Source organism: Streptomyces sp. NPDC093586 (assembly GCF_044764905.1).
Classification (GTDB): domain Bacteria; phylum Actinomycetota; class Actinomycetes; order Streptomycetales; family Streptomycetaceae; genus Streptomyces.
Window position 1 is genome coordinate 1 of sequence record NZ_JBIWJA010000039.1, and the last position, 25,772, is coordinate 25,772.

Sequence of the window (25,772 nt, forward strand, 5' to 3'; positions counted from 1 at the left end):
GGTGCCGTGGGGCTGCTGGGGGGTGCCCTCGGAGCGGGGGAAGAACTCGTACCAGGAGCCGTACAGGGCGCGTTCGCGCTCGACCAGCAGGGGCAGCGGGTCGGAGGAGGTGACCAGCTCCCGCAGCGGGTGCCGGGCCAGCACCGCCTCCACCTCCGGCGTCAACGCCCCCGCCAGCCGCGTGGCCACCGGCAGCGTGTCGTCGCCCAGCACCGCCGCGGCCGCCAGCACCACGTCCCGGCCGGACTCCTTCGGGACCCCGGCCGCGGCCCGCCGGTACAGCTCGGCCCCCTCCTCCAGGACGAGACCGGTGTCGATGCCCGCCGGGACCTTGATCCGCGCCTGGTGCTTCCAGGTGGCGACCGGGTCGCTCCAGGCCTCCACCCGGTAGGTCCACCGGCCCGGTGCGCCCGGAGTGACCTCTGCGCCCCAGCGGTCGCTGCCCGGGGCCAGTTCCCGCATCGGCGTCCACGGACCGGACCGGCCCTCGGGATCCTTCAGCACGACGTTGGCGGCCACCGCGTCGTGTCCCTCGCGGAACACGGTCGCGGTGACCTCGAACGTCTCTCCCGCCACCGCCTTCGCCGGGCGCCTGCCGCGATCCACCACCGGGTGGACGTCCCGCACCGGGATACGCCCGATCGTCACGGTCGCGCTCATCCGTTCTCACCTCCGCCGTGCTCGAGGCCGGGCCCGGGGCCCGGCCGAATGGGTCAAGCCGCGCCGGAGGGGGTCTTCCGCCCCGACGAGGAGAGCCGGTCCGCCGCCGGCGGACCGCGCCGGGCCGCTCGCGCGGTACGGGGCCGCTCGTTCTGCTCCTGCAAATAGGTGACCAGGTTCGTCCGCAGGTACCGTTCGGCGGCGTCGGCCGCCTCGCGCGCGCACCGCTTCCCCATGAGCACGCAGAGGGTGTAGCCGGAATCCTCGAAGGTGGCCCGGACGCGCACGTCCGCGGGAGACGCGAGCATCATCCGTTCCCAGGCGCGGTAACGCCGCAGCTGCCGGGCGACTTCTGTCTTCGCGGGAAGCAGCATGGCCGGTCACCTTCCGTGACGGTCCGGTACGGACGATCCAGTTCTTCACACATGGTGCACGGACGGTGACGTGCCGTCTTGTTGGATCTTCAACTGATTTTCCGGCCGGTGCCGGGCGCCCGCCGCTCGTGTTGCACGAATGGACTACCGCTCCCACTCTGGAGTCACTCAGAAGCGACCAGTGCTCACGCTTCGTGTACGGGGTGCCCGTCCCTCGAGGGACGCGGAGAAGCGAGAGCTTTCGCGGTGAGGAGCCACGACGATGAAGACCGCAGTGCCCTGCTACTACCACCTCGACGTGGAAGTCAGCCCGGAACGGGTCGGACAGGTCAGGCGCATCCTGGCCGCTCACCTCAGGTTCTGGGACCTGGAGAACCTCGTCGAACCCGTCTGTTCGGGCGCCGAGATGCTGCTGCGGGCGATCGACGAGCACGCGAGCGACAAGAACACGTCGATCGAGATGTGGTGGAACCGCCACCACCTCATCACGGCGGTAGGGGGCAACGACCACGCGCTCCGTCCCGACCAGGACCTGCGCACCTGTCTGCAACACCTCGCCGCCAACAGCGACGGCTGGGGCTGCTGCGCCACCGACACCGGGGCCAAGGTCATCTGGTTCTCGCAGCGGGCCCGCGCCGGCGAACGCGTACCGCTGGTGCCGACGGCGCCGGCGCCCATCACCCAGGAGGGGCTGGAAGTGCCGCGAGAGATCACGCCGGTGGGCCGGGTGGCCGGTCCGGGCAGCACCACCCACGGAGTGCTGGAGGAGGCCCGGTGACCCGCGCCAGGCCGAACTGGAAGGGGTCGCCCGTGTGGAGCGGGCACCCCTACCCGCTGGGGGCCGCGTACGACGGACAGGGCACCAACTTCGCGCTGTTCAGCGAGGTCGCCGAACGCGTCGACCTCGTCCTCGTCGACGACGACGGCACCCACAGCACCGTCCCGCTGCCCGACGTCGACGGCTTCGTCTGGCACTGCTACCTGCCCGGCGTCGGCCCGGGGCAGCGCTACGGCTACCGCGTCCACGGTCCGTGGGCCCCGGCCGTCGGCCACCGCTGCAACCCGGCGAAGCTGCTCATCGACCCGTACACGCGGGCCGTGGACGGGATGGCGGACAACCACCCCTCCCTCTTCGAACGCGCCCAGGGCAGACCCGACCCGGGCGACAGCGCCGGGCACACCATGCTCGGCGTGGTCACCGACCCGTTCTTCGACTGGGGAGACGACCGTCCGCCGCGGCACCCCTACTCGGAGACCGTGATCTACGAGGCCCACGTGCGCGGCATCAGCCGCACCCACCCCGACGTGCCCGACGAACTGCGCGGCACCTACGCCGGGCTGGCGCACCCGGCGGTCGTGGACCACCTGACCTCCCTCGGCGTGACCGCCGTCGAGCTCATGCCGGTGCACCAGTTCGTGCACGACGGCGTCCTGACGGACCGGGGCCTCGCCAACTACTGGGGCTACAACACCATCGGCTTCTTCGCGCCCCACAACGGCTACGCCGCCCTCGGCACCCGCGGCCAGCAGGTCACCGAGTTCAAGTCGATGGTCAAGACCTTGCACGCGGCCGGCCTCGAAGTGATCCTCGACGTGGTCTACAACCACACCGCCGAGGGCAACGAGAAGGGCCCCACCCTCTCCTTCCGGGGCATCGACAACGCCTCGTACTACCGGTTGGTGGACGGCGACTGGCAGCACTACTACGACACCACCGGCACCGGCAACAGCCTGCTGATGCGGCACCCCTACGTACTCCAGCTGATCATGGACTCGCTGCGGTACTGGGTCACCGAGATGCACGTCGACGGCTTCCGCTTCGACCTCGCGGCCACGCTCGCCCGGCAGTTCCACGAGGTCGACCGGCTCTCGGCGTTCTTCGACCTCATCCAGCAGGACCCGGTGATCAGCCGCGTCAAACTGATCGCCGAGCCCTGGGACCTCGGCGAGGGCGGCTACCAGGTGGGCAACTTCCCGCAGCTGTGGTCGGAGTGGAACGGCATGTACCGGGACGCCGTACGGGACTTCTGGCGCGGCGAGGACCACACGCTCGGTGAGTTCGCGTCCCGGCTGACCGGTTCCTCCGACCTGTACCAGCACAGCCGGCGCCGCCCCCGAGCCAGCGTCAACTTCGTCACCGCGCACGACGGGTTCACCCTGCGCGACCTCGTCTCGTACAACGACAAGCACAACGAGGCCAACGGCGAGGACAACCAGGACGGCGAGAGCCACAACCGGTCCTGGAACTGCGGAGCGGAGGGGCCGACGAAGGACCCGGCCGTACTGGAGCTGCGCGGCCGCCAGCAGCGCAACCTCCTGGCCACGCTCCTGCTCTCGCAGGGCATCCCCATGCTCTGCCACGGCGACGAGCTGGGCCGCACCCAGCGGGGCAACAACAACGCCTACTGCCAGGACAACGAGATCTCCTGGATCGACTGGCGGTTGAACGAGGAGCAGCGCGGTCTGCTGGACTTCACCCGGCGCCTCATCGCCCTGCGCGCCGCCCATCCCGTCCTGCGCCGGCGCCGCTACTTCCGCGGCGAGACGGTGACGAACGCGGACCAGCCGTTGCCCGACCTGGTGTGGCTGCGGCCGGACGCGCGGGAGATGTCCGACGACGACTGGCAGCGCGCCGACGCCCACGCGGTCGCCGTCTTCCTCAACGGCGACGCCATCGCCGAACCCGACCCGTGCGGCCGGCCCGTCGTCGACGACTCCTTCCTGCTGCTGTTCAACAGCCACTGGGAGCCCACCGGCTTCCGGCTGCCCGACGCCACCTACGGCGAGCGCTGGACGACCCTGATCGACACCGCCGAACCGGAGGGCACCCCCGACGAGGCGGAGCACAAGGCGGGCACTCGACTGACCGTCGAGTCACGCAGCCTGGTGCTGCTCTCGCGGCCGTCCCGCACCGGTCGGTGAGCCGGTGGGATCAGTGACCGAGAGGGCGCGCGGTCACCGTGAACTGCGCGCCGTCGGCATCGCGCAGCACGGCCTCGTCGTCACCCGGCGCCAGCACACTGCCGCCGTGCCGCTCGGCGGTGCGGGCGCAGGCCGCGACGTCGTCGACCACGAAGTGCACCTGCCAGTGCGGCCGGATGGCGGGGTCGGGGGCCGCGCCCAGGGCACCCGACTCGATGCGCGCCACGACGTCGCCCTGATGGCGCAGCACCACCTCGTCGCCCTCGTACACGACCTCGCAGCAGCCGCTCGATCCCGACGCCCAGTCGAAGACCTCGCCGTAGAAGATGGCGGCGTCGAACGCGTCGCGTGTGTGCAGCCGGATGAAGGCGGGCCGCGAGGTGCGCCAGGTGTCCCAGTCCGAGAACAGCTCACCCTCCCAGATCCCGAAGGTCGCGCCGTCCCGGTCGGCGAGCAGCGCCGCCCGGCCGGGCGGCAGGGAGATCGGCCCGACCGCGGCCGTGCCGCCGCGTTCGGCCGCCCGCGACACGGCCTCGTCCGCACTGCGCACGGCGAAGTACGGCGTCCACGCCACCGCCATCTGCCACATCCCGGCGACCGCGGCGATACCGGCGACCGGTACCCCGTCGGCCAGGGCGATCCGGAAGGGCTCGCCCAGCTTTGCGGGCCGCCACTGCCAGCCGAGCACGGCGGAGTAGAACTCCTCGGTGGCCTTGAGATCGCGGCTGGTCAGGCTCACCCAGCACGGGGCCCCGTACACGGAGCGGGTGGTCAGGAGGCTGTCCGTACCGGCGGGGGAGGTCATGTCGTGGTTCATGGCAGTCGCGTCCTGGTCTCGTCCACCGGCAGTCACCGGTTCCACACCAGTGTCCGGCCGGAACGGCGGGGGGCGCCTGCCGAGTACCCCGGCGGCGCCGCCGAAACGGTGGCGGGCGTGCCCCGCACGGCCCGGTGGCGCGGGGTGGCGCATGTGACGACGATGGAGGCGTCGGAGCGGTACCGCGCGGTGCACCGCGTGGCACGAGCGGCGGTGACCCGCCGGATCCGGAGGTGACCATGCCCACGGACGGGGGCGCGGACCAGATATTCCTGCTGCAGGAACAGGTCCGGCAGCTGAAGGAGGCGGTCGTCTCGCACGCCGTCGTCGACCAGGCCATCGGCATGATCGTCGTGCTCGGCCGGGTGGCGCCGGACGAGGGATGGGCCGTTCTGAAGGAGGTTTCCCAGCATACGAACATCAAACTGCGCAACGTGGCGGAACTGATACTCATCTGGGGGCGCACAGGAGTGATGCCGGCGGAGATCCGGATCGCCCTGGAGGAGGCCCTGGACCGTCACGGCCCGACACAGATCCCCGGCGCCCCGCCGCAGCGGTGAGAGCAGTGCGGTGGGGCCGAGGCGGTGAGACCGCGCCGCGGCGTGCGCCGGGTCAGCGGGCCTCCGCGAGGATCTCCTCGCGGATCCGGTCGAAGCAGCCGCTGAGCAGCCGTGAGACGTGCATCTGGGAGATGCCGAGCTGCTGCGCGATGCGGCTCTGCGTCATCCCGCCGAAGAAGCGCAGGTAGAGGATGGTGCGCTCGCGCTCGGGCAGGGCCTCCAGACAGGGTCGGACGGCCACCCGGTCGACGACCGTGTCGAAGGCCGGATCCGGACCGCCGAGCGCGTCCCCGAGGGCGTACCCGTCGGTGCCCGGCATCTCCGCCTCCAGCGAGAGGGCGGAGAAGCACTCCAGCGCCTCCATCCCGGTGCGGACCTCGTCCGTGGTCAGATGAGCGTGCTCGGCGATCTCCTCGACCGTGGGGGCGCGTCCCGGCGTGGTCTGCGCCAGCTCCTTCGTGGCGCGGCGCACCCGGTTGCGCAGGTCCTGGATCCGGCGCGGCACGTGCAGCGTCCACATGTGGTCGCGGAAGTGCCGCTTGATCTCGCCGGTGACGGTCGGCACGGCGTACGCCTCGAAGGCGTGGCCGCGTTCGGGGTCGTAGTGGTCGACGGCCTTGACCAGTCCGAGGGCCGCCACCTGATAGAGGTCGTCCAGGCTCTCGCCGCGCCCGCGGAAGCGGACGGCGATGCGCTCGGCCATGGGGAGCCAGACCTGGATCAGTTCGTCCCGCAGTGCCTTGCGCTCCGGGCCGTCGGACAGCCGGGCGAGCCGTTCGAACGCGGCGGCCGTGTCGGGAGCGTCGTCGTGCGGGTGAGGCTTGGTTCTGCTGGCGATACGCATGGGTGCGCACCTCCCTCAGCAGGGGTGCCGGATGGACAGAACACCGGGGTACCGGACGTGCCGGTTCCTGCGGACGTGCCTCCTGTCCGAAGCGCTGACAGGGGTTTTCCCTGCCGTTCCGATGTCAAAACAAGTCTTCATATATAGGGACATTAAGCCTTGTGGGTGCGGAGCGCTCGTCCGAACGGCCGCGCCGGCGGTCCCGGGCGGGCGCCGGTGCGCAACGTGATGTGCGGCACGCTCGCCGTGATCGTCCGGGGGGCGTGCGGCGGATAGTTCCTGCGCAACGCTTGATCGTCGATCAAAGGGGGCGAATCCCCTGGCCACAGCGCATTCCGCTCATTTGACAGTGCACTGAGCACACGGATAGGAAGCAGCTTCGGGAAGTCGAGAGGTGCGCTGTGTACGAGCCGAACGTGGTCGGGGACTGGCAGGAGTACGACGAACACGCCGGTCTGCGGGTCCGCGTCCACCGTCTGGAGGCGGCCGAGCCGCCGCGTGGCCGCGACGACGCCGCCGAGGGCCTGACGTACTTCAGTGTCCGGGTGACCGTCGAGAACCGGGGCGGCCGGCCCTTCGGCATCCACCTGGAGGACGGGCAGATCGACGTGCGGACCGGCCCCGACGGTGAGGGCGCGTTCCTCGACTGGCGCAACTCTCAGTTCATCGAGGGCTTCGACGTGCACCCACTGCGCCGGGCCACCGCCGTCCTCTACGCGGCCGGCCCGGAGGCGAGCCTCGGCCAGGTGGACGTCCAGGTGCAGCTGCGGGTGGACGAGGAGTGGGCCGGCCGCCGCCTGTGGACCGGCGGACTCGGGCTGCACGAGCCGGCCGTCGGCGCCCTGCCGGGCACGGTGCGGGACGACGGCCTGGCGCACCAGGTGAGCGCCTTTCTGCGGGACCAGGCGGAGGAGGGCACCGCCTGATCCGCCGGTGGACGGCGCCTCAGTGCGCGATGCCGTCGATGATCTCCCGGGCGCCCTGACGCAGCAGGGCCACGGCGACCGACGTGCCGAGGGTGGCCGGGTCGAGCCGGCCCGCCCACTCGTGGGCGTTCAGCCGCACCTTGCCGTCGGGAGTGAACACGCAGCCCCGCAGGGCGAGTTCCCCACTCCGGTCCACGCGGGCGTACCCGGCGATCGGGCTGTTGCAGTGCCCCTGGAGCACGTGCAGGAACATGCGTTCCGCCGTGACCTCCCGATGGGTGTCCGGGTCGCCGAGGCCGCTGACCGCGTCGATCAGCTCGGCGTCGTCCTCGCGGCACTGGAGGGCGAGGACGCCCGCGCCGATCGGCGGCATCATCGTCTCGGTGGACAGGACCTCACTGATCACGTCGCCGCGGCCGATGCGCTCCAGGCCGGAGACCGCGAGCAGCAGGGCGTCCGCCTCGCCGGCGGCCAGCTTCGCGAGCCGCCGGTTGGCGTTGCCGCGGAACGGCACGCACGTCAGATGCGGGTGGGTGGCGGCCAGCTGGGCGACACGGCGCACCGAGGAGGTGCCGACGCGGGTCCCGGCCGGAAGCTCGTCCAGGGTGAGCCCGCCCGGGTGGACGAGGGCGTCCCGGATGTCGTCCCGCTTCAGGAACGCGGCGAACACCGTGCCCGCCGGAAGCGGCCGGTCGGCGGGCACGTCCTTGACGCAGTGCACCGCGAGGTCGGCCTCACCCGACAGCAGTGCGGCGTCGACCTCCTTGGTGAAGGCGCCCTTGCCCTCCACCTGCGACAGGTCGCCGAGCCACTTGTCACCGGTGGTCCTCACCGGCACGACCTCGGTGCGCACGCCGGGGTGGAGGGCCGCCAACTCGGCCCGCACGCGCTCGACCTGAGCGAGGGCCATGGGAGAGTCGCGGGAGACGATACGGATCAGTTCGGGGGCGGACATGCGGACACGATAGTGCCCTCGGGGGCGAGGAGGGCGCACGATCCGTCCGACCGGCGCTCGCGCGGCCGGAGGCGGGGGCCGAAGGACCCGGCCGCCGCCGGGCGGGAGACGAGGCCGCCGCCCTCCAGGCCGCAGTGGGCGCTGCCGGAGCCGTACGCACTCGGCCTGTCGCACACACGTCCGTCGCGGCGGCCCGTAGCAGCGCGGCCGCCCCGCTCGCCGGTACCGCGCCCATGATCAGGGCCGGCACGGAGCAGTAGGTGAAGCCGATGCCCGCAGCGAGGACGCACGAGACCGGCACCAGGTGCCGGATCTCGGACATCGGCACGACAGCCGGCCCGTGACCGACCGTCACGATCAGAGCGCCGATCATCAAGGTCGCCCTCGGGCCCTTGGCCTTGGACACCTTCGCGGAGACCGGCGCGAACGCCGTCACCACCGGGCCGGAGGGCGCCTCACGAGACCGGCGGCGAGCAGGGAGCGGCCGAGCCCGGAACCGGTCGCTTTCATGACCTGGTCGCGGATGTACGAGCGTCCCGGCTCCGCCACCCGACGATGACGGGTCCGGAGGACCTGCCCGCCTCGTCCTCGCCGGCTCCGCAGCCGGCGAGGACGAGGCGGGCAGGGTGACGGCGGAGGCCACGACGGCGTTCTGCGGCGCTGAAGACCCCCACAGGCTCCTCGTGCAGAAAGAGGGGCGGGGGAGAAAGACCGGACGCGCACGGCGTCGGGTGTGCACCGAGCACATAGAAATCGGTCTCCGTCCCCACGATCGGGTGTCGACGGAGAGCGTCGACGGGTCTTCCCGGCCCGCCGGGGCCCGCGGGAGGTCAGACCCGGGCCGCGCCCGGAGCGCGCACCGAGTCGCGGATGACCACATGGGTACCGAAGACCTTGTGCTGGCGCTCGGCCATGTCCTTCCGGCGCAGGGCCAGGCGCACGGCGTCGCGTCCCATCTCCTCGAGCGGGACCGCGACCGTCGTCAGCGCCGGATGGACGTCGATGGCTAGAGGAATGTCGTCGTAGCCGGCGACGGACACGTCCTCCGGCACACGCACGCCCGCCTGGCGGAACGCCTGGACCACCCCCGCGGCGACCATGTCCGTCCCCGCGAAGACAGCCGTGAAGTCCTTCTTCGAGGCGAGCAGGCTCTGGGCCGCACGGTAGCCGAAGGACCGCGTGAACTCGCCCGGCACGACCAGGTCCGGATCGGGCTCGACCCCCAGGGCTTCGTGCGCGCGCCGGAAACCGGCCAGACGCTCCGCGCTGGTGGACAGGCCCGGCACGGCGCCGACGTACGCGATGCGCCGGTGCCCCGAACTCAGCAGGTGCATCGTCATCGCGCACGCGCCGCCCTCGTTGTCGTACTCCACGACCGTCGCCGGCACCCCCGGCCCCAGAGGCGGCCTGCCCACCAGGACGAGCCGCGAGCCGGCCCGGTCCAGCGCGTGCGCGAAGTGGGTCATCCGGTCCTGGTAGGACCGTTCGTCCCAGGCGCCGCCCACCACGATCACGGCGTCCGCCCGCTGCTCCCGCATGGCCTCGACGACGTCGAGCACCCGCTGCGGGTCACCGTGCGTCGTGCACAGCATGCACAGCCTGCCCTCCGCGGCGGCCTGTTCCTCGACGCCGCGCGCGATGTGGGCGTAGAACGGGCCGGTCACGTCGTCGACGACGAAGGCCACGGTGTTGTTGGTGGCCCCGCCGAGCGCCCGGGCATGGGCGTTGACGACGAAGTCCAGCTCCCGCATCGCCTCGAGGACCTTGGCCCGGGTCGCCTCGGCCACGGGGTAGGTGCCGCCGATGACGCGCGAGACGGTCGCCGGGGAGACACCGGCCAGCCGGGCGACGTCCCGGACCGTCGAGGCGTCCCCGACGGAGGCGGCTCCCCTGCTCCTGCTCACTGTCTCTTCCCCTCGCCCCCGCGCCGCGTGCGCCGGCACCTGCGGTGACGCTCACTGTAGTGGAGCCGCGGCGCGGGGAAGCCGGGCCGTCTGCTCCTCGGCGCTCCGGTGCTTCACGGCGACGATCGTGCCGGCCTCGGCGTCCACCGCCAGCCGGTCGCACCATTCCATGACGAGTGTGCGCCGGTCGGGGAAGGACAGCGGCAGCCAGACATGGCGGGAGTCGTTGACCGGGGCACCCCAGTTGGCCGCCCACCGGTCGCCGAGGTAGAGGTAGGAGGAGTCGTGGGCGCCGTGCACCGCGAGGGCGTACGCGGTCTGCGAGCCGTACGCCGTGGCGTCACCCACGTCGCGCAGTCCGCTCCAGGGACCGGTCAGGGCGTCGGCGGTGGCGTACTGCTGCTGGTTGGGCGCCCAGCCGGTGCAGCCCGACGTGAGCATGAAGTAGACGCCGTCCCGCTTGAACACGGCGGGCGCCTCACGGGACCTGCCCACCCAGAGCCTGGCGACCAGTTCCTCGGCCGCCAGGTGATCCGCGCTCAGCCGGTAGACGTGCAGATCCTCGTTCTCGTTGGCCGCGGAGACGAGGTAACCGGTGCCGTCGTCATCACGGAAGAGGGTCAGGTCGCGGGACATGTGCCCGAGCGGACGCAGGCTGCCGCGGTACTCGTACGCCCCGTCCGGCGCGTCACACACGGCGACGGCTGCCCGGGCCTCCTCGTAATGGCCGGCAGCCTCTTTGTGCATCCACATCACGAACGTGCCGTCGGCGGGATTGTGGAGCACCTTGGGGCGCTCGATGTTGGCCGACGCCAGCTCGGGGTGGGACGCCTGTGAGAGCACGTGCCCCCGGAACTCCCAGTTCACGAGATCCGTGGAGCGGTACGCGGCGACGCCCCGGAAGGTGTCGTCGGGATGCCGGTCCTCGCCGAACCAGTAGAAGAAGCCGTCGGCTTCGAGGATCCCGCCGCCGTGGGTGTGGAGAGGATCGCCGTCGGTGTCGGAGAACTGCGTGCCGTTCACCAGCTGGTGCATGAGTCTCGTCGCCTCTTCGTCGCAGCGTCCGGGCTCGGATGGAAACCGGTCTCTACGGCAAGAGTGCTGGGTGGGTCGCGGCGGGGTCAAGACCTCGTCGAGGACGCGCGGTCATGGGATCAGGACGGCCGTGCGGCGGCTTCCCCCGACGCTGTTCGTACCGGCGCGTGACGTCCGCGCGGCTGCCGGACCCACCGCCTCCGGCTGAGCCGGCCCCTCGCCCGTCCCGGTTGAGACCGGGCGGTGAAGGGCTGATCCTGGACGACATGGAGCATGCCTCCGCTGCGGCGATCGTCGACGCCCACGGCACGGTGACGGGATGGAGCGAGGGCGCCCGGCGGCTGACCGGTTACCCGGCCGAGGAGGCCGTGGGCCGGGCCGCGCGGGAACTGCTCGCCCAGGAGGCGCCGCCCGGGACCGTGTCCGCGCTGTCGGGCGTGGCCCTGGTCCGCCACCGGGACGGTTCCGCCGTGGAACTGACCCTGCGCGGCTGCCCCCTGCTCGGGGCGGACGGCAGGCCGTGCGGGTACGCGGTGACCGCCCGTCCGCGGGACGAGCCGGCGCTGACGCTGACCGGGGAGAGCTTCCAGCAGGCGTCCCTGTCCATGTCCGTCCACGACACCCGGCACCGTTATCTGCGGATCAACGACACGGCGCGGCGCATGCTGGGGATGTCGGAGGAGGAGCTGATCGGACGGCCGCTGCCGGAGGTCATGGCGGAGATCGACGCCGACGCGTCCGGATTCCTGCGTCTTCTGCGGCAGGTCACCGACACCGGCCGGCCCCAGCGCTACGAGACCTTCACGCCCGCCTCCTCCCGGCTCGGCGAGTACGCCTGGACCATCGAGATGTGGCCGGTGCGCGACCCGTCCGGGGACGTGGTCGCCGTGTCCGTGGCGGGGTTCGAGAGCACGGACCAGCACCGGGCCCGGGAGCGGCTGGCCCTGCTGAACGAGGCCGCGACCGCGATCGGCACCAGTCTGGACGTGGTGCGCACCGCCGAGGAACTGGTCGGCATCCTCGTGCCGCGGTTCACCGACTTCGCCGGCGTCGACCTGCTCGACTGGGTCCTCGGCGCGAACGAGCCGCTTGCGGGACCGGCCGAGAACATCATGCTGCGCCGGGTCGCCCACGAATCCGCCGCCGAAGGGCTTCCGAAGGTGTCCGTGCGCCCGGGCGACACCGACGTGTACCCGCCCTTCTCGGCACCCGCGCGGGCGCTCCGGGAGGGACGGCCGGTACTGGTCGGCCCGGGCGACCCGGACTTCGACCGGTGGATGAGGCTGAGCGACGAGAAGGTTCCCGCCGACCGCCCGTTCCGGGACCGCGTCAGCTCCACCCTGGCGGTTCCGCTGCGGGCCCGCGGCACCACCCTGGGCGTCGCGACGGCCATGCGCATCACTCCCCGGGGACCGTTCGCCCCCGACGACATCGCCCTGGCCGAGGAACTGGCCAGCCGGGCCGCGGTCTGTGTCGACAACGCCCGCCGCTTCGCCCGCGAGCGCTCCACCGCGCTCGCCCTCCAGCACAGCCTGCTGCCCAGGGGCATGCCGGGCCAGTCGGCCGTCGAGGTGGCCCACCGCTATCTGCCCTCCGGGTCGGCGGCCGGCCTCGGCGGCGACTGGTTCGACGTGATCCCGCTCTCCGGCAGCCGGGTCGCCCTGGTCGTCGGCGACGTCGTCGGCCACGGCATCCCGTCCTCCGCCACCATGGGCCGCCTGTGCACGGCCGTACGCACCCTCGCCGACGTCGACCTGCCGCCCGACGAACTCCTCACCCATCTCGACGACCTCGTCGTCCACCTCACGGCGGACGGCGGCGACGAAGTGGGCGAACTGGGCGCCACCTGCCTCTACGCGGTCTACGACCCCGTCACCAGCCGTCTCACCCTCGCCTCCGCCGGCCACCCCGCGCCCGCCGTCGTGCTCCCCGACGGCACCACCCGCCTCGTCCCCGTCAGCGCCGGACCGCCGCTCGGTGTCGGCGGACTGCCGTTCGAGGCGACCGAGACGGTCCTGCCCGAGGGCTCGGTCGTCGCGCTGTACACCGACGGCCTGGTCCGGGACAGCGACGGCGACACGGGCCCCGCCACCGCCGAACTGCGCCGCGCGCTGACCACCCCCGCGCACTCGCTCGACGCCCTGTGCGACTGTGTGCTCAAGGCGGTGATGCCCGAGCAGCCCGGTGACGACGTGGCCCTGCTGCTGGCCCGTACCCGGGCGCTGGGCGGCGACCAGGTCGCCACCTGGGACGTCCTGCCGGACCCCGCGCACGTGGCCGCCACCCGGCAGTCCGCCACCGAACAGCTGACGGAGTGGGGCCTGGACGAGATGGCGTTCGTCACCGAACTCGTCGTCAGCGAGCTCGTCACCAACGCGATCCGGTACGGCGCGCCGCCCGTCCAGCTCCGTCTCATCCGCGACCGCACCCTGATCTGCGAGGTCTCCGACGGCAGCTCCACCTCGCCGCACCTGCGCCGGGCCCATGCGTACGACGAGGGCGGCCGGGGGCTGCTGCTGGTCGCCCAGCTCACCCAGCGCTGGGGCAGCCGCCAGACCGGCGACGGCAAGACGATCTGGGCCGAACAGCCTCTGCCCGAGGAACCCGAAGGGTGAGTCGTCCCTCCTCCGGCCTCCTGCGTCCCCCGCCCCTCCGGGGGCGAACCGGGCGAGCGTCGGGCGTGCGCCACGCCATCGGCCGGCTGAACAACGGGGACGGGGACTACGCGAACACCACCCCCACGGTCGACACCGGCGGCTTCAACGGCACCGACTCGATCGTCCGCGAGATCCGCCTGAAGCGTGACCCGGCCGGCACCTGCTACCTCGCCTCGCGGCCGGTGACCGCCCTCGACGCCCACGTCCCACGCACCGTTCGGCTGGGCGACCTCGCCGTCGACGGCACCCGCGTGCCGGACTGCACGGGCACCGCCTACGAGCTGAGCCGCGAGATCACCTGGGACCGGCTGACCGGCTGACCGGCGCCGGCGTGCAGCTGCGCCGCTCCGGCGCCGGCGGCCGGCACATCGACGCCGGCGTCCACGCGGACTACGCCTTCGTCAACCGCCGCGGCGCGGTGAACCCCGACGTCTCCGGGCGGTGGCAGGAGAGCCGCACACCCTTCGACCCGTCCGCCCGGACCGTACGGCCGCGCGTTCTCGAGGACCGCACGTCCGTGGAGATGTTCGTGGACGACGGACGGTACACGCACTCCACGGCGGTCTTCCCCTACCTGATCGACCGCGGTCTCGCCCTGTTCACGGTCGACGGCAGGGCGGTGTTCCGGAACACGGTGATACGGGAGTTCACCGTCCGAGAGCGCCCCGGGACCCTGTCGCCACGCCGGTCGAAGACTGCCACGATCTCTGCTGGAGCCGATCGGACGACTGATCGGACGACCGACCGACGGAGTGCGCATGACGACGGACAGGGCCACGGCGGAACGTACGGCGGCGCGGGCCGCGGGGATCGAGGTGGAACCGGTCGCCGGGCACATCGGCGCCGAGATCGGCGGCGTCGATCTGGCCGGCGGCTTCGACGAGGCGCAGGTCGCCGCGGTCCGCGCGGCGGTGCTGCGGTGGAAGGTGGTGTTCTTCCGGAACCAGCGCCTCGACCACGCCGGGCACGTCGCGTTCGCGCGCCGCTTCGGCGAACCGGTCGTCCTGCCCCGGCGCGGGAAGGCGTCACCCCCGGACCACCCGGAGATCGAGACGACCGCCGACCGGCTGGAGCTGGGCGGACGGTTCGGCATGGAGCACGACGAGTGGCTGCGCCGCCGGCGCCACACGCTGCTGCGCGGCTGGCACTGCGACCACGGCGCCCGCGTCGACCCGCCCGCCGCCACGATCCTGCGCGCCGAGACCGTCCCGCCGTACGGCGGCGACACCACCTGGTCGAACCTGGCCGCCGCCTACGCCGGACTGTCCCCCCGGTGCGCGCGTTCGTCGACGGACTGCGGGCCGAACACCGCCTCGGCGTCGGCTACCAGTCCCGGCCGGGCGACGACGCCTACGTCCGTCATCTGGTGGACCACCAGACCGCGACCGTGCATCCGCTGGTCCGCGTCCATCCGGAGACGGGGGAGCGCGTGCTGTTCGTCAACGGCTACTACGTCGAGCAGATCGCCGGGCTCTCCCGCCCCGAGAGCGCGGCGGTCCTGGAGACGCTGCTGGAGCAGGCGACGCGGCCCGAGTACACGGTCCGCTTCCGCTGGGAGCCGGGCAGCGTCGCCTTCTGGGACAACCGGGCCACCATCCACCTCGCCCCCGGCGACCACGCCCACCTCGGCCACCCGAGGACCATGCACCGCGTGATGCTCGCCGGCGAGGTGCCCGTCGGCGTGGACGGCACCGCGTCGACGCCGCTCGTGGGCAGCGAGCCGGGACGCTGGTGACCCGCGCGGTGGCGTCCGGGGCGCCGTCGGCGTACCGGGACCGCCGGGCCGGGGACGGTCAGAGGGTCCGCTTCAGCAGGCCGAGCAGCTCCTCCCAGTGCCGCTCGGTCGCCTCCGGGTCGTACGCGGAGGTGTCGGCCTGCGTGTAACCGTGGTGGGCCCCCGCGTAGACCTCGCAGCGGTGGCGGACGCCCGCCCCGGCCAGGGCCGCCGCCAGGCGCTCCTGCTGCTCGGGAGGCATGCCAGGGTCCCGGTCGGCGTGGCCGAAGTACACCTCGGCGGTGACCTGCCCGGCCACCAGGTGCGGGCTCTGCGGCTCCTCGGTCGCCAGGTTCCCGCCGTGGAAGCCGGCCGCGGCGGCGACCCGGTCCGGGTACGCGCCCGCGGTGCGCAGGGCGAGCGCGGCGCCCATGCAGTAGCCGGTCACCCCGACCGGACCGTCGGCGACCGCGGCGCAGTTTCCGAGCCACCGCAGATAGGCGCCCGCGTCCCGCATCGCCCGCTCCGGCGTCAGGGACCGCATGATCGGACCGAGGTGCCGGAAGAGCTCCGGACGCGCCTGCGCGTCGATGAACCCGGGCAGTTCGACGACCGGTGCCCGACCGTGCCGGTGGAAGACGTTCGGCACCAGCACGGTGTATCCGGCGCCGGCCAGCCGGTCGGCCATCGCCCTCAGCTGCGGGCGCAGCCCGAAGGCGTCCATGTAGAACAGGACCCCCGGGTACGCGTTCCCGTCACCGGGGTGCGCGAGGTAGGCGTCTGCGGTCCCGTCGTCGGTGGGGATGTCGACGACGTTGCCCTCTACGGCGGTCATGGCGGGGCTGCCCTCTCTCGGTCGGGTCTCGGCGTCCGGTCAGCCCGGCGGCCGGCGGATCACGGCCATCGTGGCACGCCGGCCATGGGGTGCGGTGCGCGCCCCCGTGGCCGGCGGCCGGCCCGCTACTCGAACCGCGTGGTGTCGCCGGCACCCCGGCGTACGATCTCCGCCTCCCCGCCGGAGAAGTCGACGACCGTGGTCGGTTCGGTGCCGCACTCCCCGGAGTCGATCACCGCGTCCACCACGTGGTCGAGCCGGTCCTTGATCTCCCAGCCCTGTGTCATCGGCTCCTCCTCGTCGGGCAGCAGGAGCGTGCTGGACAGCAGCGGTTCACCGAGTTCGGCCAGCAGCGCCTGGGTGACGACGTGGTCGGGGATGCGTACGCCGACGGTCTTCTTCTTCGGGTGCTGGAGCATGCGCGGCACCTCCCTCGTCGCGGGCAGGATGAACGTGTAACTGCCCGGGGTCGACGCCTTGATCGCCCGGAACACGTCGTTGTCGATCTGCACGAACCGGCCGAGCTGCGCGAAGTCCTGGCACACCAGAGTGAAGTGGTGCCGGTTGTCCAGGTGCCGGATCGACCGGATGCGGTCGGTCCCGTCGCGGCTGCCCAGCCGACAGCCCAGCGCGTAACAGGAGTCCGTCGGGTACGCGATCAGCGCGCCCGCGCGGACGCTGTCGGCGACCTGGGCGATGCTGCGCGGCTGGGGGTTGTCGGGGTGCACGTCGAAGTACTTCGCCATCCACCGAGCTTATGCCGCCCGCGCGCCCGGACCGGGCAGACCCGGTCGACGCCACGACGCCGGCGCGCGTACCGGCCCGGCCTGCTGGGCTCGGCCGCCCCTCCCACACGTGGGCCGCCGCCTGCGTGCTCCGCGGCATGGGCGGGCATGCGGTAACGTCCCCGACCTGGCCGAAAGTGAGGCGAGGGCGAGGAGAAGGCCGACGTGGCGGGCCGCGGGGACGGGACACGGCAGCAGGACGCGAGGGCCGGCGGGCACGCGGGATGGGCGGAGGAACTGCTCGACCACCTGCGGCCGGCCGGGCGTGACGTACGCAGGGTCGTGACCTGGCTCGCGGGAGCCGTGGACGCGGCCGTGACGCTGCGGGACGGCACCGGCGGCCTCCTGGCCGGGACCCGCACACCGCTGGACGAACACCTGGTCGCGGACATCACCGCCGGCCGGATCGCCTCCGCCGCCCTCGAGGACGGGGGCCGCCACCTGCGCCTGGTCCGGGTGGAGCGGGCCCACCCGGCACCGTCCGCCGTCCTCGCGGTGGTCCGTGACGCCCCGTTCGACCGGCGGGCCGCCGACATCGTGACCCACACGGCCCAGGTGGTGGAACTCCTGCTGGCGGAACACGAGTCCACCGCCGCCGGACGGCGGCTGCGGCGGGCGACCTCCGATCTGCGGCTGGCCATCCTGCAACTGCTGATGGTCGAGGACACCGTCTCCGCGCGCCGCGTGGCCGCGGGACTGTGGCCCGGACTCCTCGACACCGACACGGCGTGCGTCTACGTCGTGGAGAGCGTCCCCGAGGAACGCGACCGCCTCGCCGAGGAGTGCCTGTCGGTGACGGCGGACCGGGCCCTGGTGGTGCGCTGCCCGGCCATGGACGAGCATGTCATCGTCCTGGCGCCCCGCGACACGGCCGGCGAGGCGCTGCGGTCGCTCGTCGGCCGCACCCCCGGCGTCTTCCTCGGCGGCAGCGCCCGGCAGAGCCTCGCCCGTACCGCCACCGCGTACGGACAGGCCGTGAGCGCCCTGGCCGTGGCCCGGTTCCGGCCCGGGAAGGCGGCCGTGTACGCCGAGCGGACCCGCCCCGAGCGGCTGATGGACCCGGCCGTCCTGCGGGGCTGGACGGCCCGCCTGCTGCGCCCGCTCGACGGCCTGCCGCACCACACCCGCGCCGAGCTGCTCGCCACCACCCGGCTCGGCCTGGAGTTCACCGCCGTCAACACGGCCAAGGTCCTCGGCGTCAGCCGCAACACGGTCCGCGCCCGCATGGACCGCGTCGAGGGCCTGCTGCGCACCGACTTCACCGACCTGACCGTCCGGGCCGCCGTCCACCTCGCCCTCAACGCCCAGGCCGCCTTCCAGGCGCACCCCGGTGACGACGCGGCCGGACCGGGCCGGGCCTGCCTCACCGACCTGCTGGCCGGGCCCGCGCTGCGCACCTGGGCCGGTCACCTGCTGGGCCGGCTGGAGCCGGACGCCCGGAACCTGCGGCGCACGCTGCGCGCCTGGATCGCCGCCGGCGGCAACGCCGAGCGGGCCGCCCGAAGGCTCGGCGTCCACGCGCAGACCGTGCGGGAGCACGTCCGCAGCGTGGAGCCCGCCCTGGAGCGCCGGCTGCTCGCCGGCGGCGGCGACCTGTACGAGGTGGTGCTGGCCCACCTCGCGGTGGGCGACCTCGATCAGCCGCGCCTGCCCGGGACGAAACCGGGTCATCCGGACTCACCCGTGCACGGGTGAGTCCGGATGACCCGGCAGCGGGCATCGAGACGGTTCACAACCGGCCGGCCGTACACATAGGTTCGACGGGCCGTGAGGGGCACGACCGGAACGGGGGACCGGTCGCGCCCCCTCACGGCCACGTGCCCCCGATGCCGGCGTGATCCGGACGACGGGTTCCCGGTCAGCCGTGCGGCAGGATCACCGCGCGCCCGGCGACCCGGCCCGAGTGGAGCCGCTCGTAGGCGAGCGGGGCGTCGTCCAGGGAGTATGTCTCGGTGTGCACCGACACGGCACCCGAACGGGCCAGGTTCAGCACTTCGATCAGCTCGCTGCGGCTGCCCCAGTAAGGGGCGTTGACCGACACCTCGAAGGGCAGCAGGCCGAATCCGACGGGAAGCGAGCCGCCGCCGATGCCGACCAGCGTGACATCGCCCTCCACGGCCGCGACCGCGCCGGCGGTCCGCACGGTCGGTGCCACACCGACGAAGTCGAACACGGCCTCGGCGCCGAGACCGCCGGTCATCTCGCGCACCGCGTCCACCGCCTTCGCGTCGGACAGCACCGCCTCGTGCGCGCCGACCTCACGGGCGAGGCGCAGCTTGTCCTCGCTGACGTCGAGGGCGACGACCCGGGCGGACGTCAGGGCGCGCAGCAACTGGACGGCGACGTGGCCGAGGCCGCCGGCGCCGATGACCACCGCCGTCGAGCCGGGGACCAGCTTGGGCAGCGACCGCTTGATCGCGTGGTACGGCGTCAGCCCGGCGTCCGTCAGCGGGACCGCCGCGACCGGGTCGAGCCCGTTCAGCGGAATCAGGTGCCGCGGGTCGTCGACGAGCAGGTACTCGGCCATCGAGCCGGGCCGGCCCAGTCCCGGCGGGTGGATGCCCAGTTCGCCGGCGCGCGGGCAGTAGTTCTCCTTGCCCTCCGCGCACTTGGCGCAGGTGCCGCAGCCCCAGGGGCCGTACACGGCGACCGCGTCGCCCTCCACGAGGCCCGTCACCCCGGCGCCCAGCGCGGCGACCGTGCCGACGCCCTCGTGACCGAGGGTGAGGGGAAGCTCGTACGGGAAGCCCTCGGCGGGCCGGCCCATCACCGCGATGTCGGAGTGGCACACCCCGGCGGCGGTGACCTTCAGCAGCACCTGGCCGGGGCCGGGCTCGGGGTCGGGGACGGTGACCACCTCGGGCGGGGCCCCGATGGTGCGGTATTGCAGTGCCTTCATGGCCGGACTCCTTAGTCCCCCCGTGTTCCCCCTGCGCGCGGATCGGGATCAGACAGCGGTGTAGGCGCCGTCCACCAGGCGGCGGCACGATGCCCGGCGACGTCGTGTGTCCCGGCGCGGCCCGGGTACCCGGCCCCGGTCCCCGGAACGAACATCTCGAAGAGGAGGACCGTATGACCAGCGGTACGGAGACCGGCGGCGTGACCGGCACGCAGGACAAGGACTACAACCTCATCTGGTACGTCGAGTCGTGCCTGAGCAACGCGCTGCGCCTGGAGACGTACATCCAGGACGCCGAACGCAACAAGGACACCGAGGTCGCGGACCTGTTCCGCAAGGCGCAGGCGGACAGCCGCAAGGGAGCCGAACTGGGCAAGGGGCTGCTGCGCGCCCGCCTGAACGGCGGCTGACGACGCCCCGCCGTCTCCCGGGCCCGGCACCGTCACGACTCGGTGGCCGGGCCTTCGGCATGCCGCGGACGCGTGGCCCGGCGTGCCGCGGACGTGGTGGCGCCTCGCTCTGTCGCACCGGCCCGCACGACACCGGCACCGAAGCTGCGCAGACTGGGGTGTGACGGACACCGCGCGCCCGGGTACCCGGGCCGCCCATGTGCGCGGCCCACGGCCGCCTCGCAGCTCAGGGCCGCGTCCGACGGCGGCCACGAGTCGAAGGAGCCCACGACCATGACGGACGTATCGAGCCAGGGACCCGGCCCGGGCGACGACCGGAAGGTGCTCACCAACCGACAGGGACACCCCGTCCACGACAACCAGAACCAGCGCACGGTCGGTGCCCGCGGCCCCGCCACGCTGGAGAACTACCAGTTCCTGGAGAAGATCAGCCACTTCGACCGGGAGCGCATCCCCGAGCGCGTCGTGCACGCCCGCGGCGTGACCGCGTACGGGTACTTCGAGGCGTACGGCGCCTGGGGCGACGAGCCCATCGGCCGCTTCACCCGGGCCAAGCTGTTCCAGGAGCGCGGCAAGCGCACCGACGTGGCCGTCCGGTTCTCCACCGTCATCGGCGGACGCGACTCCTCCGAGACGGCCCGCGACCCGCGCGGCTTCGCCGTGAAGTTCTACACCGAGGACGGCAACTGGGACCTCGTCGGCAACAACCTGGGCGTCTTCTTCATCCGGGACGCGATCAAGTTCCCGGACGTCATCCACGCCCTCAAGCCGGACCCGGTGACCTTCGAACAGCAGCCGCGGCGCATCTTCGACTTCATGTCGCAGACCCCCGAGTCGATGCACATGCTGGTCAACGTGTTCAGTCCGCGCGGCATCCCGTCGGACTACCGCCACATGCAGGGGTTCGGCGTCAACACCTACAAGTGGGTCAACGCCGAGGGCGACACCGTCCTCGTCAAGTACCACTGGATCCCCAAGGCGGGCGTCCGCAGCATGACCGGGGAGGACGCGGCCAACGTCCAGGCCCAGTCCCTCGGCCACGCCACCAAGGACCTCTACGACGCGGTCACGCGCGGGGACTTTCCCGAGTGGGAGCTGCGGGTCCAGATGATGGAGGACCACGACCACCCGGAGCTCGACTTCGACCCGCTGGACGACACCAAGGTCTGGCCCGAGCAGGAGTTCCCGCCGAAGCCCGTCGGCCGGATGGTGCTCGACCGGATGCCGGAGAACTTCTTCGCCGAGAACGAGCAGATCTCCTTCGGCACCGGCGTCCTCGTCGACGGCCTGGACTTCTCCGACGACAAGATGCTCGTCGGCCGCACCTTCTCCTACAGCGACACCCAGCGCTACCGGGTCGGCCCCAACTATCTTCAGCTGCCCGTGAACCAGGCCAAGAACGCGCAGGTCCGCACCAACCAGCGCGACGGCCAGATGACGTACCACGTGGACGGCGGCGGCGAGAACCCGATCGTCAACTACGAGCCGTCGATCACCGGCGGCCTGCGCGAGGCCCAGTACCCCACGCACGACGAGCAGGGGCCGGAGGTCCGCGGCCGGCTCACCCGCAAGCGCATCCCGCGCGCCAACGACTACCTCCAGGCCGGGCAGCGCTATCTGCTCATGGAACAGTGGGAGCGCGACGACCTGGTGGCGAACTTCGTCGACCAGCTGTCCCAGTGCGACCGGCCGGTGCAGGAGCGCATGGTGTGGCACCTCCTGCTGGTCGAGAACGACCTCGGCCTGCGGGTCGGCGAGGGCATCGGCATCAGCCCGCAGGACGTCTCGCACCTGGAGCCGCTGGCGAGCCAGGACCTCACCGACGAGGACCGCGAGCGTCTGGCCAACCTCGGCAAGAACCCGCCGCGCGACGTGGAGGGCCTGACGATGACCCACTGCGTCCCGAACGAACGGCACGTCGTGACCCGCTGACGGCGACGCCCGCCGCGGCACGGGCCGCCCCGCCGCTCACCCGGCCAGGGCGGCCCGTGCCGCGGCCACGGCCTGCTCGGCGTAACCGCGTCCGAACAGCACGGCGTGCACCAGCAGCGGGAAGAGCTGGTGCACGCCGACGCGGCCGGCCCAGCCGTCGGCGAGCGGCGCCGCCTGCCGGTAGGCGTCCATGATCCGCTCCAGGTGCGGGCAGCCGAACAGGCGCAGCATCGCCAGATCGGTCTCGCGGTGCCCGCCGTGCGCGGCCGGGTCGATCAGCCGGACGTGCCCGTCGGCGCCCCACAGCACGTTGCCGTTCCACAGGTCGCCGTGCAGGCGCGCGGGCGGCTCGGCGGGCCCGGCCAGCTCGGGCAGCCGCTCGCACACCCGCTCCACGTCGGCCGCCTCGGCGGGCCGCACGGCGCCCGCGTCGACCGCGCGGCGCAGATACGGCAGCACCCGGTGCTCGGCGTACCACCGCGGCCAGGCGTCCCCCGTCACGTTGCGCATCGGAGCGCGCCCGATGTACGCGTCCACGGGCCCGCCGGGCGGCGGGGACCCGAACGCGGGCGCCCCGGCGGCGTGCAGGGCCGCCAGCTCCCGGCCGAACCCGGCCGCCGCCTCCTCGCTCGGCGGTCCCTGCGCGACCCGATCGGTGACCAGCCAGTGCGCGTCGTCGCCGTGCACCGCCGGGACCCGGACGCCGCCCGCGCCGGCCAGCCAGCGCAGCCCCGCGGCCTCGGCCCGCGCCGCCCCGGCGCCCTCCCCGCGCTTGACCACCACCGTGCGTCCGTCGTCGAGGACGACTTCGGCGAGCGTCCCGGACAGCCGGCGCTCACCGGTGACCGCCCGGCCGGTGAGCCGGGCCGCGGCCGCCGACGGCGAGGGTGCGGATGACATGGCGGTCAGCCTACGTCCGGGGTGCCGCCGTCCCGGTGAAAAACGCCCACCGCGTCGATCGAACCCCCCGGGGGCGGGGGAGCAGTGGGACTATGACCAGTTCAGCGTTCCACCGCACCATCGTCCTGCCGGCCCCCGTGTGCGAACAGGCCGCACGGCATCTCGAACACGCGGTCCAGAAGGCCATCGACGGCGCCGCGACCCCCTGGCGCGCGTTCCGCGGTGCCGACGGCGACGACTTCGCGTTCTCCGTCCCGGTGGTCGAGCAGGCCGCCGGCTGCCTGCTGGTGCTGGCCGCCGAGAGCGCCCAGAGCCTGCGCCCCTCCGCCCTGCGCGCCCTGATCTCCGTGGCCCTGCACCTGCGGGACGCCGTCGAGGCCGTACGGCGTCCCACCCTCACCGGCGGGGCCTGGTAGAGCGGGCGCGATCCGGCGCGTGGGCGTTCCGGGCCGGCGTCACGCTCCGACGAGGCGCAGCATCCCCCACAGCGCCACGGTCGAGACGGCCAGCGTGGCCGGGACGGTGAGGAGGCCGAGGCGGGTGAACCGGCCGAGGTCCGCCTCGACGCCGTGCCGGTGCAGGACGCGCCGCCACAGCAGGGTGGCGAGCGAGCCGACGTAGGTCAGGTTGGGGCCCAGGTTCACGCCGATCAGCACGGCGAGGACGGGCCCCGGACCGGCGGGCGCGGTCAGGGGGAGCAGCGCCAGGACGGCCGGCAGGTTGTTGATGAGGTTGGCCAGCACCGCGGCCACCGCCGCCACGCCCAGCAGCGCCGTCAGCGAGTGTCCCCGGGGCAGCAGGTGCCCGAGCCCCGTGGCCAGGCCGCCCGCCACCACGCCCTGCACCACGACGCCGAGGGCCAGCACGAACAGGCAGAACAACGGGGCGGCGGCGCCCACCAGTTCCCGGGGCGTGACGTGGCGCCGGGACAGCGCCCGCACACCGAGCACCAGGACCCCGGCCAGCGCCGCCCACGCGGGGTCCAGCCCGGCCGGCGAGGCCACGGCGAACCCGGCCAGGGTCAGGACCAGGACGACGAGGGTGAACCGGGGGACGGCGGGCTCCGGGGCCGGAGCGTGCGGCCCGTCGCCGGCACCGGACCCGGTTCCCGGCCCGGCGGCGGGCGCGGGGACCGGGACGGGGAGGGCCGCGGGCACGGCCAGGTCGGTGCGGAAGAAGCGACGGAACACGACGTACTCGACGGCGATCGCGGCCAGCCAGGGCAGCGACATCAACGCGGCGAACCGGGTGAAGCTCAGCCCGCTGGCCGTGAACGCCAGCAGGTTGGTCAGGTTCGAGACCGGCAGCAGCAGGGACGCCGAGTTCGCCAGGTGCGCCGTGGCGTACACGTGCGGGCGGGCCCGGGCGCCCGACCGGGCCGCGGTGGCGAGGACCACGGGGGTGAGCAGCACGACGGTGGCGTCCAGACTGAGCACGGCCGTGACCACGGCGGCCACCGCGAACACGCCCGTCAGCAGCCGCCGCGGACTGTCACCGCACCGGCGGGCCACCGCCGCGCCGACGGCCTCGAACAGGCCCTCCTTCGCGCACAGGTACGCCAGCATCAGCACCAGGGCGAGGAAGCCGACGACCGGCAGCAGCGTACGCGTCCGGTCCCAGGCCTCGTGCGGCGTGACCGTGCCCAGCACCACGGCCAGCACGGCGGCGGGCACGGCCGCCGCGGCCTCCGGCAGCCCCCGGGGGCGCAGCACGGCGAAGGCCAGGACGGCGAGCAGCAGGGCGACCGAGAGGACCTCGGGGACGAGGGCGGTACTCAGGGGGTTCTCCTCCACACCACAGGCCGGGCGGACACCCGGTGACCGGCAGCATCCAAGGATGACACCCCCGGGCGAGGGCAGGTCACGCCGACCGGACGGTCCGGGGCGGATGTGTCCGAGACCACGCCGTGGACGAGACCCGGGCCCTGTCCCGCGCGGTGCGCCGCGGGCTACCGTTTCCGCGGGTTGCCCGTCCCAGGACCCCGTGTCCTCACGGCGGCCGGGCTCCCTGTCCCCACGACGAGCAGTTCGGACGGTCCGGCAGTGCAAGCAGATCTCTCCCCCGTGATCGCGGCGACCACCCAGTGGCTCACCTGCGCCTATCCGGCGTCCGGCGGCGCGCTGGCCTCCGCCCTGTGCGAGGCGCAGGCGCGGCAGGCCGTGACCGTCGCGGCCCGGCTGCGCTACCCCACCCCGATGGACGCCGCGCTGATGGCCATGTCGGGCCCGGGCGGCTCCGCCCGCCTCGACTGGATCACCGGCGCGGACGGCACGCCGGCCGCCGACCTGGACGAGCACGCCTGGCGGACCTGGGTGGACGAGGTGCTGACGAGCTGGGCCGCCTGTCTGCTGACCGACCCGGAACTGGCCGGCCTGGCCGTGGCGGCGCTCGCCGAGGCCGGCCCCGCCGCCGGGACGCCGGTCGAGTTCCGCCGCCTGCTCGCACCCGACGAGCGCGACCGCCGGGCGGCGGCCCTGCTGCGCCACCCCGACCTGCTCGCGTCCGTGGTGGAACTGCACCAGGACCAGCTCATCGACCGGCTGAACCCGGGCCGGGCCCTGGCCGCCTGAGCGACGGGCGACGCCGGGCGGCGGACGTACGGCGAACGGGGCGGCCCCGGACACGCTCGCGTGTCCGGGGCCG

Annotated in this window: 21 protein-coding genes and 4 pseudogenes; 12 read left to right on the plus strand and 13 right to left on the minus strand. The window is 73.2% G+C overall.

The features are described from left to right. Both ACIRFH_RS29785 and ACIRFH_RS29790 read right to left on the minus strand, forming a co-directional pair. A partial coding sequence (locus ACIRFH_RS29785) for a maltotransferase domain-containing protein (protein WP_403527405.1) occupies positions 1-660 on the minus strand: 660 nt, incomplete at its 3' end. Positions 661-713: 53 nt separating this feature from the next. Then, positions 714-1,034, minus strand: coding sequence for a DUF5133 domain-containing protein (locus tag ACIRFH_RS29790; protein ID WP_403527408.1), 321 nt, complete (start codon positions 1,032-1,034; stop codon positions 714-716). A gap of 262 nt (positions 1,035-1,296) precedes the next feature. Here ACIRFH_RS29790 and ACIRFH_RS29795 point away from each other — a divergent pair, with 262 nt between their 5' ends. Further along, complete coding sequence (locus tag ACIRFH_RS29795) at positions 1,297-1,812, plus strand: pep a2 (protein WP_403527412.1); 516 nt, start codon at positions 1,297-1,299, stop codon at positions 1,810-1,812. Beyond that, entirely contained in the window at positions 1,809-3,956 is a 2,148-nt protein-coding gene (gene glgX, locus ACIRFH_RS29800; RefSeq protein ID WP_403527415.1) for a glycogen debranching protein GlgX, read from the plus strand. Before ACIRFH_RS29795 ends, glgX begins: the two co-directional genes overlap by 4 nt. Before the next feature lie 10 nt (positions 3,957-3,966). Here glgX and ACIRFH_RS29805 read toward each other — a convergent pair whose 3' ends face one another. Further along, positions 3,967-4,773 carry a VOC family protein gene (locus tag ACIRFH_RS29805; protein WP_403527418.1) on the minus strand — a complete coding sequence of 269 codons (807 nt, stop codon included), beginning with the start codon at positions 4,771-4,773 and terminating at the stop codon, positions 3,967-3,969. Positions 4,774-5,012: 239 nt separating this feature from the next. Here ACIRFH_RS29805 and ACIRFH_RS29810 point away from each other — a divergent pair, with 239 nt between their 5' ends. Then, positions 5,013-5,333, plus strand: a complete 321-nt coding sequence (locus tag ACIRFH_RS29810) for an ANTAR domain-containing protein (protein WP_403527421.1) — start codon at positions 5,013-5,015, stop codon at positions 5,331-5,333. A 52-nt stretch (positions 5,334-5,385) separates the two neighbouring features. On the opposite strand, the gene ACIRFH_RS29815 is transcribed toward ACIRFH_RS29810, so the two are convergent. Next, the gene (locus tag ACIRFH_RS29815; protein ID WP_403527424.1) at positions 5,386-6,177 is read right to left on the minus strand and encodes an RNA polymerase sigma factor SigF; all 792 of its coding nucleotides are present in this window, start codon (positions 6,175-6,177) and stop codon (positions 5,386-5,388) included. Positions 6,178-6,578: 401 nt separating this feature from the next. Here ACIRFH_RS29815 and ACIRFH_RS29820 point away from each other — a divergent pair, with 401 nt between their 5' ends. Beyond that, on the plus strand, positions 6,579-7,103 hold the full coding sequence (locus tag ACIRFH_RS29820; RefSeq protein WP_403527427.1) for a hypothetical protein: 525 nt from the start codon (positions 6,579-6,581) through the stop codon (positions 7,101-7,103). Positions 7,104-7,122: 19 nt separating this feature from the next. Here the strand turns inward: ACIRFH_RS29820 and hemC are convergent, their stop codons facing one another. The 4 genes and pseudogenes from hemC to ACIRFH_RS29840 all read right to left on the minus strand — a co-directional run. Beyond that, positions 7,123-8,058, minus strand: a complete 936-nt coding sequence (gene hemC / locus ACIRFH_RS29825; protein ID WP_403527429.1) for a hydroxymethylbilane synthase — start codon at positions 8,056-8,058, stop codon at positions 7,123-7,125. 169 nt (positions 8,059-8,227) lie between these two features. Beyond that, positions 8,228-8,574 (minus strand): annotated as a pseudogene (locus ACIRFH_RS29830) (MFS transporter); the annotation flags it as partial. Between the two features lie 314 nt (positions 8,575-8,888). Then, positions 8,889-9,962, minus strand: a complete 1,074-nt coding sequence (locus ACIRFH_RS29835) for a LacI family DNA-binding transcriptional regulator (RefSeq protein WP_403527432.1) — start codon at positions 9,960-9,962, stop codon at positions 8,889-8,891. Between the two features lie 123 nt (positions 9,963-10,085). Beyond that, positions 10,086-10,982, minus strand: a pseudogene (locus ACIRFH_RS29840) (family 43 glycosylhydrolase); the annotation flags it as partial. Positions 10,983-11,263: 281 nt separating this feature from the next. Between ACIRFH_RS29840 and ACIRFH_RS29845 the strand changes: the two are divergent. The 3 genes and pseudogenes from ACIRFH_RS29845 (at position 11,264) to ACIRFH_RS29855 (ending at position 15,389) form a co-directional block, all read left to right on the plus strand. After that, the gene (locus tag ACIRFH_RS29845) at positions 11,264-13,612 is read left to right on the plus strand and encodes a SpoIIE family protein phosphatase (RefSeq protein WP_403527435.1); all 2,349 of its coding nucleotides are present in this window, start codon (positions 11,264-11,266) and stop codon (positions 13,610-13,612) included. 65 nt (positions 13,613-13,677) lie between these two features. Next, positions 13,678-14,309 (plus strand): annotated as a pseudogene (locus ACIRFH_RS29850) (GH32 C-terminal domain-containing protein); the annotation flags it as partial. Positions 14,310-14,412: 103 nt separating this feature from the next. Then, positions 14,413-15,389, plus strand: a pseudogene (locus ACIRFH_RS29855) (TauD/TfdA dioxygenase family protein). A gap of 58 nt (positions 15,390-15,447) precedes the next feature. Here ACIRFH_RS29855 and ACIRFH_RS29860 read toward each other — a convergent pair. Both ACIRFH_RS29860 and ACIRFH_RS29865 read right to left on the minus strand, forming a co-directional pair. Beyond that, positions 15,448-16,203 carry a dienelactone hydrolase family protein gene (locus ACIRFH_RS29860; protein WP_403527438.1) on the minus strand — a complete coding sequence of 252 codons (756 nt, stop codon included), beginning with the start codon at positions 16,201-16,203 and terminating at the stop codon, positions 15,448-15,450. 125 nt (positions 16,204-16,328) lie between these two features. After that, complete coding sequence (locus ACIRFH_RS29865) at positions 16,329-16,949, minus strand: L-threonylcarbamoyladenylate synthase (RefSeq protein WP_403527441.1); 621 nt, start codon at positions 16,947-16,949, stop codon at positions 16,329-16,331. Between the two features lie 204 nt (positions 16,950-17,153). Between ACIRFH_RS29865 and ACIRFH_RS29870 the strand changes: the two genes are divergently transcribed. Further along, positions 17,154-18,683, plus strand: a complete 1,530-nt coding sequence (locus tag ACIRFH_RS29870; protein ID WP_403527444.1) for a helix-turn-helix domain-containing protein — start codon at positions 17,154-17,156, stop codon at positions 18,681-18,683. Between the two features lie 163 nt (positions 18,684-18,846). On the opposite strand, the gene ACIRFH_RS29875 is transcribed toward ACIRFH_RS29870, so the two are convergent. After that, complete coding sequence (locus ACIRFH_RS29875) at positions 18,847-19,887, minus strand: NAD(P)-dependent alcohol dehydrogenase (protein ID WP_403527447.1); 1,041 nt, start codon at positions 19,885-19,887, stop codon at positions 18,847-18,849. Positions 19,888-20,060: 173 nt separating this feature from the next. On the opposite strand from ACIRFH_RS29875, the gene ACIRFH_RS29880 reads away from it, so the two are divergent. Both ACIRFH_RS29880 and ACIRFH_RS29885 read left to right on the plus strand, forming a co-directional pair. Beyond that, positions 20,061-20,297 (plus strand): hypothetical protein, encoded by a 237-nt coding sequence (locus tag ACIRFH_RS29880; protein ID WP_403527450.1) that lies wholly within the window; start codon positions 20,061-20,063, stop codon positions 20,295-20,297. Between the two features lie 273 nt (positions 20,298-20,570). Beyond that, complete coding sequence (locus ACIRFH_RS29885) at positions 20,571-22,229, plus strand: catalase (RefSeq protein ID WP_403527453.1); 1,659 nt, start codon at positions 20,571-20,573, stop codon at positions 22,227-22,229. Between the two features lie 36 nt (positions 22,230-22,265). On the opposite strand, the gene ACIRFH_RS29890 is transcribed toward ACIRFH_RS29885, so the two are convergent. Beyond that, positions 22,266-23,129, minus strand: coding sequence for a fructosamine kinase family protein (locus tag ACIRFH_RS29890; RefSeq protein ID WP_403527456.1), 864 nt, complete (start codon positions 23,127-23,129; stop codon positions 22,266-22,268). A 92-nt stretch (positions 23,130-23,221) separates the two neighbouring features. Between ACIRFH_RS29890 and ACIRFH_RS29895 the strand changes: the two genes are divergently transcribed. After that, the gene (locus ACIRFH_RS29895; protein ID WP_403527458.1) at positions 23,222-23,545 is read left to right on the plus strand and encodes a hypothetical protein; all 324 of its coding nucleotides are present in this window, start codon (positions 23,222-23,224) and stop codon (positions 23,543-23,545) included. 39 nt (positions 23,546-23,584) lie between these two features. Here the strand turns inward: ACIRFH_RS29895 and ACIRFH_RS29900 are convergent, their stop codons facing one another. Next, positions 23,585-24,922, minus strand: a complete 1,338-nt coding sequence (locus ACIRFH_RS29900) for an SLC13 family permease (RefSeq protein ID WP_403527461.1) — start codon at positions 24,920-24,922, stop codon at positions 23,585-23,587. A 249-nt stretch (positions 24,923-25,171) separates the two neighbouring features. On the opposite strand from ACIRFH_RS29900, the gene ACIRFH_RS29905 reads away from it, so the two are divergent. Next, positions 25,172-25,699 carry a hypothetical protein gene (locus tag ACIRFH_RS29905; RefSeq protein ID WP_403527464.1) on the plus strand — a complete coding sequence of 176 codons (528 nt, stop codon included), beginning with the start codon at positions 25,172-25,174 and terminating at the stop codon, positions 25,697-25,699. Positions 25,700-25,772: the final 73 nt, after the last annotated feature.

Excerpts from the sequence above, each read along its gene's own strand:
- ACIRFH_RS29805 (WP_403527418.1), bottom strand. The coding sequence starts at position 4,773 with ATGAACCACGACATGACCTCCCCCGCCGGTACGGACAGCCTCCTGACC.
- ACIRFH_RS29810 (WP_403527421.1), top strand. The coding sequence starts at position 5,013 with ATGCCCACGGACGGGGGCGCGGACCAGATATTCCTGCTGCAGGAACAG.
- ACIRFH_RS29890 (WP_403527456.1), bottom strand. The coding sequence starts at position 23,129 with ATGTCATCCGCACCCTCGCCGTCGGCGGCCGCGGCCCGGCTCACCGGC.
- ACIRFH_RS29875 (WP_403527447.1), bottom strand. The coding sequence starts at position 19,887 with ATGAAGGCACTGCAATACCGCACCATCGGGGCCCCGCCCGAGGTGGTC.
- ACIRFH_RS29865 (WP_403527441.1), bottom strand. The coding sequence starts at position 16,949 with ATGGCGAAGTACTTCGACGTGCACCCCGACAACCCCCAGCCGCGCAGC.
- ACIRFH_RS29895 (WP_403527458.1), top strand. The coding sequence starts at position 23,222 with ATGACCAGTTCAGCGTTCCACCGCACCATCGTCCTGCCGGCCCCCGTG.
- ACIRFH_RS29885 (WP_403527453.1), top strand. The coding sequence starts at position 20,571 with ATGACGGACGTATCGAGCCAGGGACCCGGCCCGGGCGACGACCGGAAG.
- ACIRFH_RS29790 (WP_403527408.1), bottom strand. The coding sequence starts at position 1,034 with ATGCTGCTTCCCGCGAAGACAGAAGTCGCCCGGCAGCTGCGGCGTTAC.
- ACIRFH_RS29845 (WP_403527435.1), top strand. The coding sequence starts at position 11,264 with ATGGAGCATGCCTCCGCTGCGGCGATCGTCGACGCCCACGGCACGGTG.
- hemC (WP_403527429.1), bottom strand. The coding sequence starts at position 8,058 with ATGTCCGCCCCCGAACTGATCCGTATCGTCTCCCGCGACTCTCCCATG.
- ACIRFH_RS29880 (WP_403527450.1), top strand. The coding sequence starts at position 20,061 with ATGACCAGCGGTACGGAGACCGGCGGCGTGACCGGCACGCAGGACAAG.
- ACIRFH_RS29795 (WP_403527412.1), top strand. The coding sequence starts at position 1,297 with ATGAAGACCGCAGTGCCCTGCTACTACCACCTCGACGTGGAAGTCAGC.
- ACIRFH_RS29860 (WP_403527438.1), bottom strand. The coding sequence starts at position 16,203 with ATGACCGCCGTAGAGGGCAACGTCGTCGACATCCCCACCGACGACGGG.
- ACIRFH_RS29815 (WP_403527424.1), bottom strand. The coding sequence starts at position 6,177 with ATGCGTATCGCCAGCAGAACCAAGCCTCACCCGCACGACGACGCTCCC.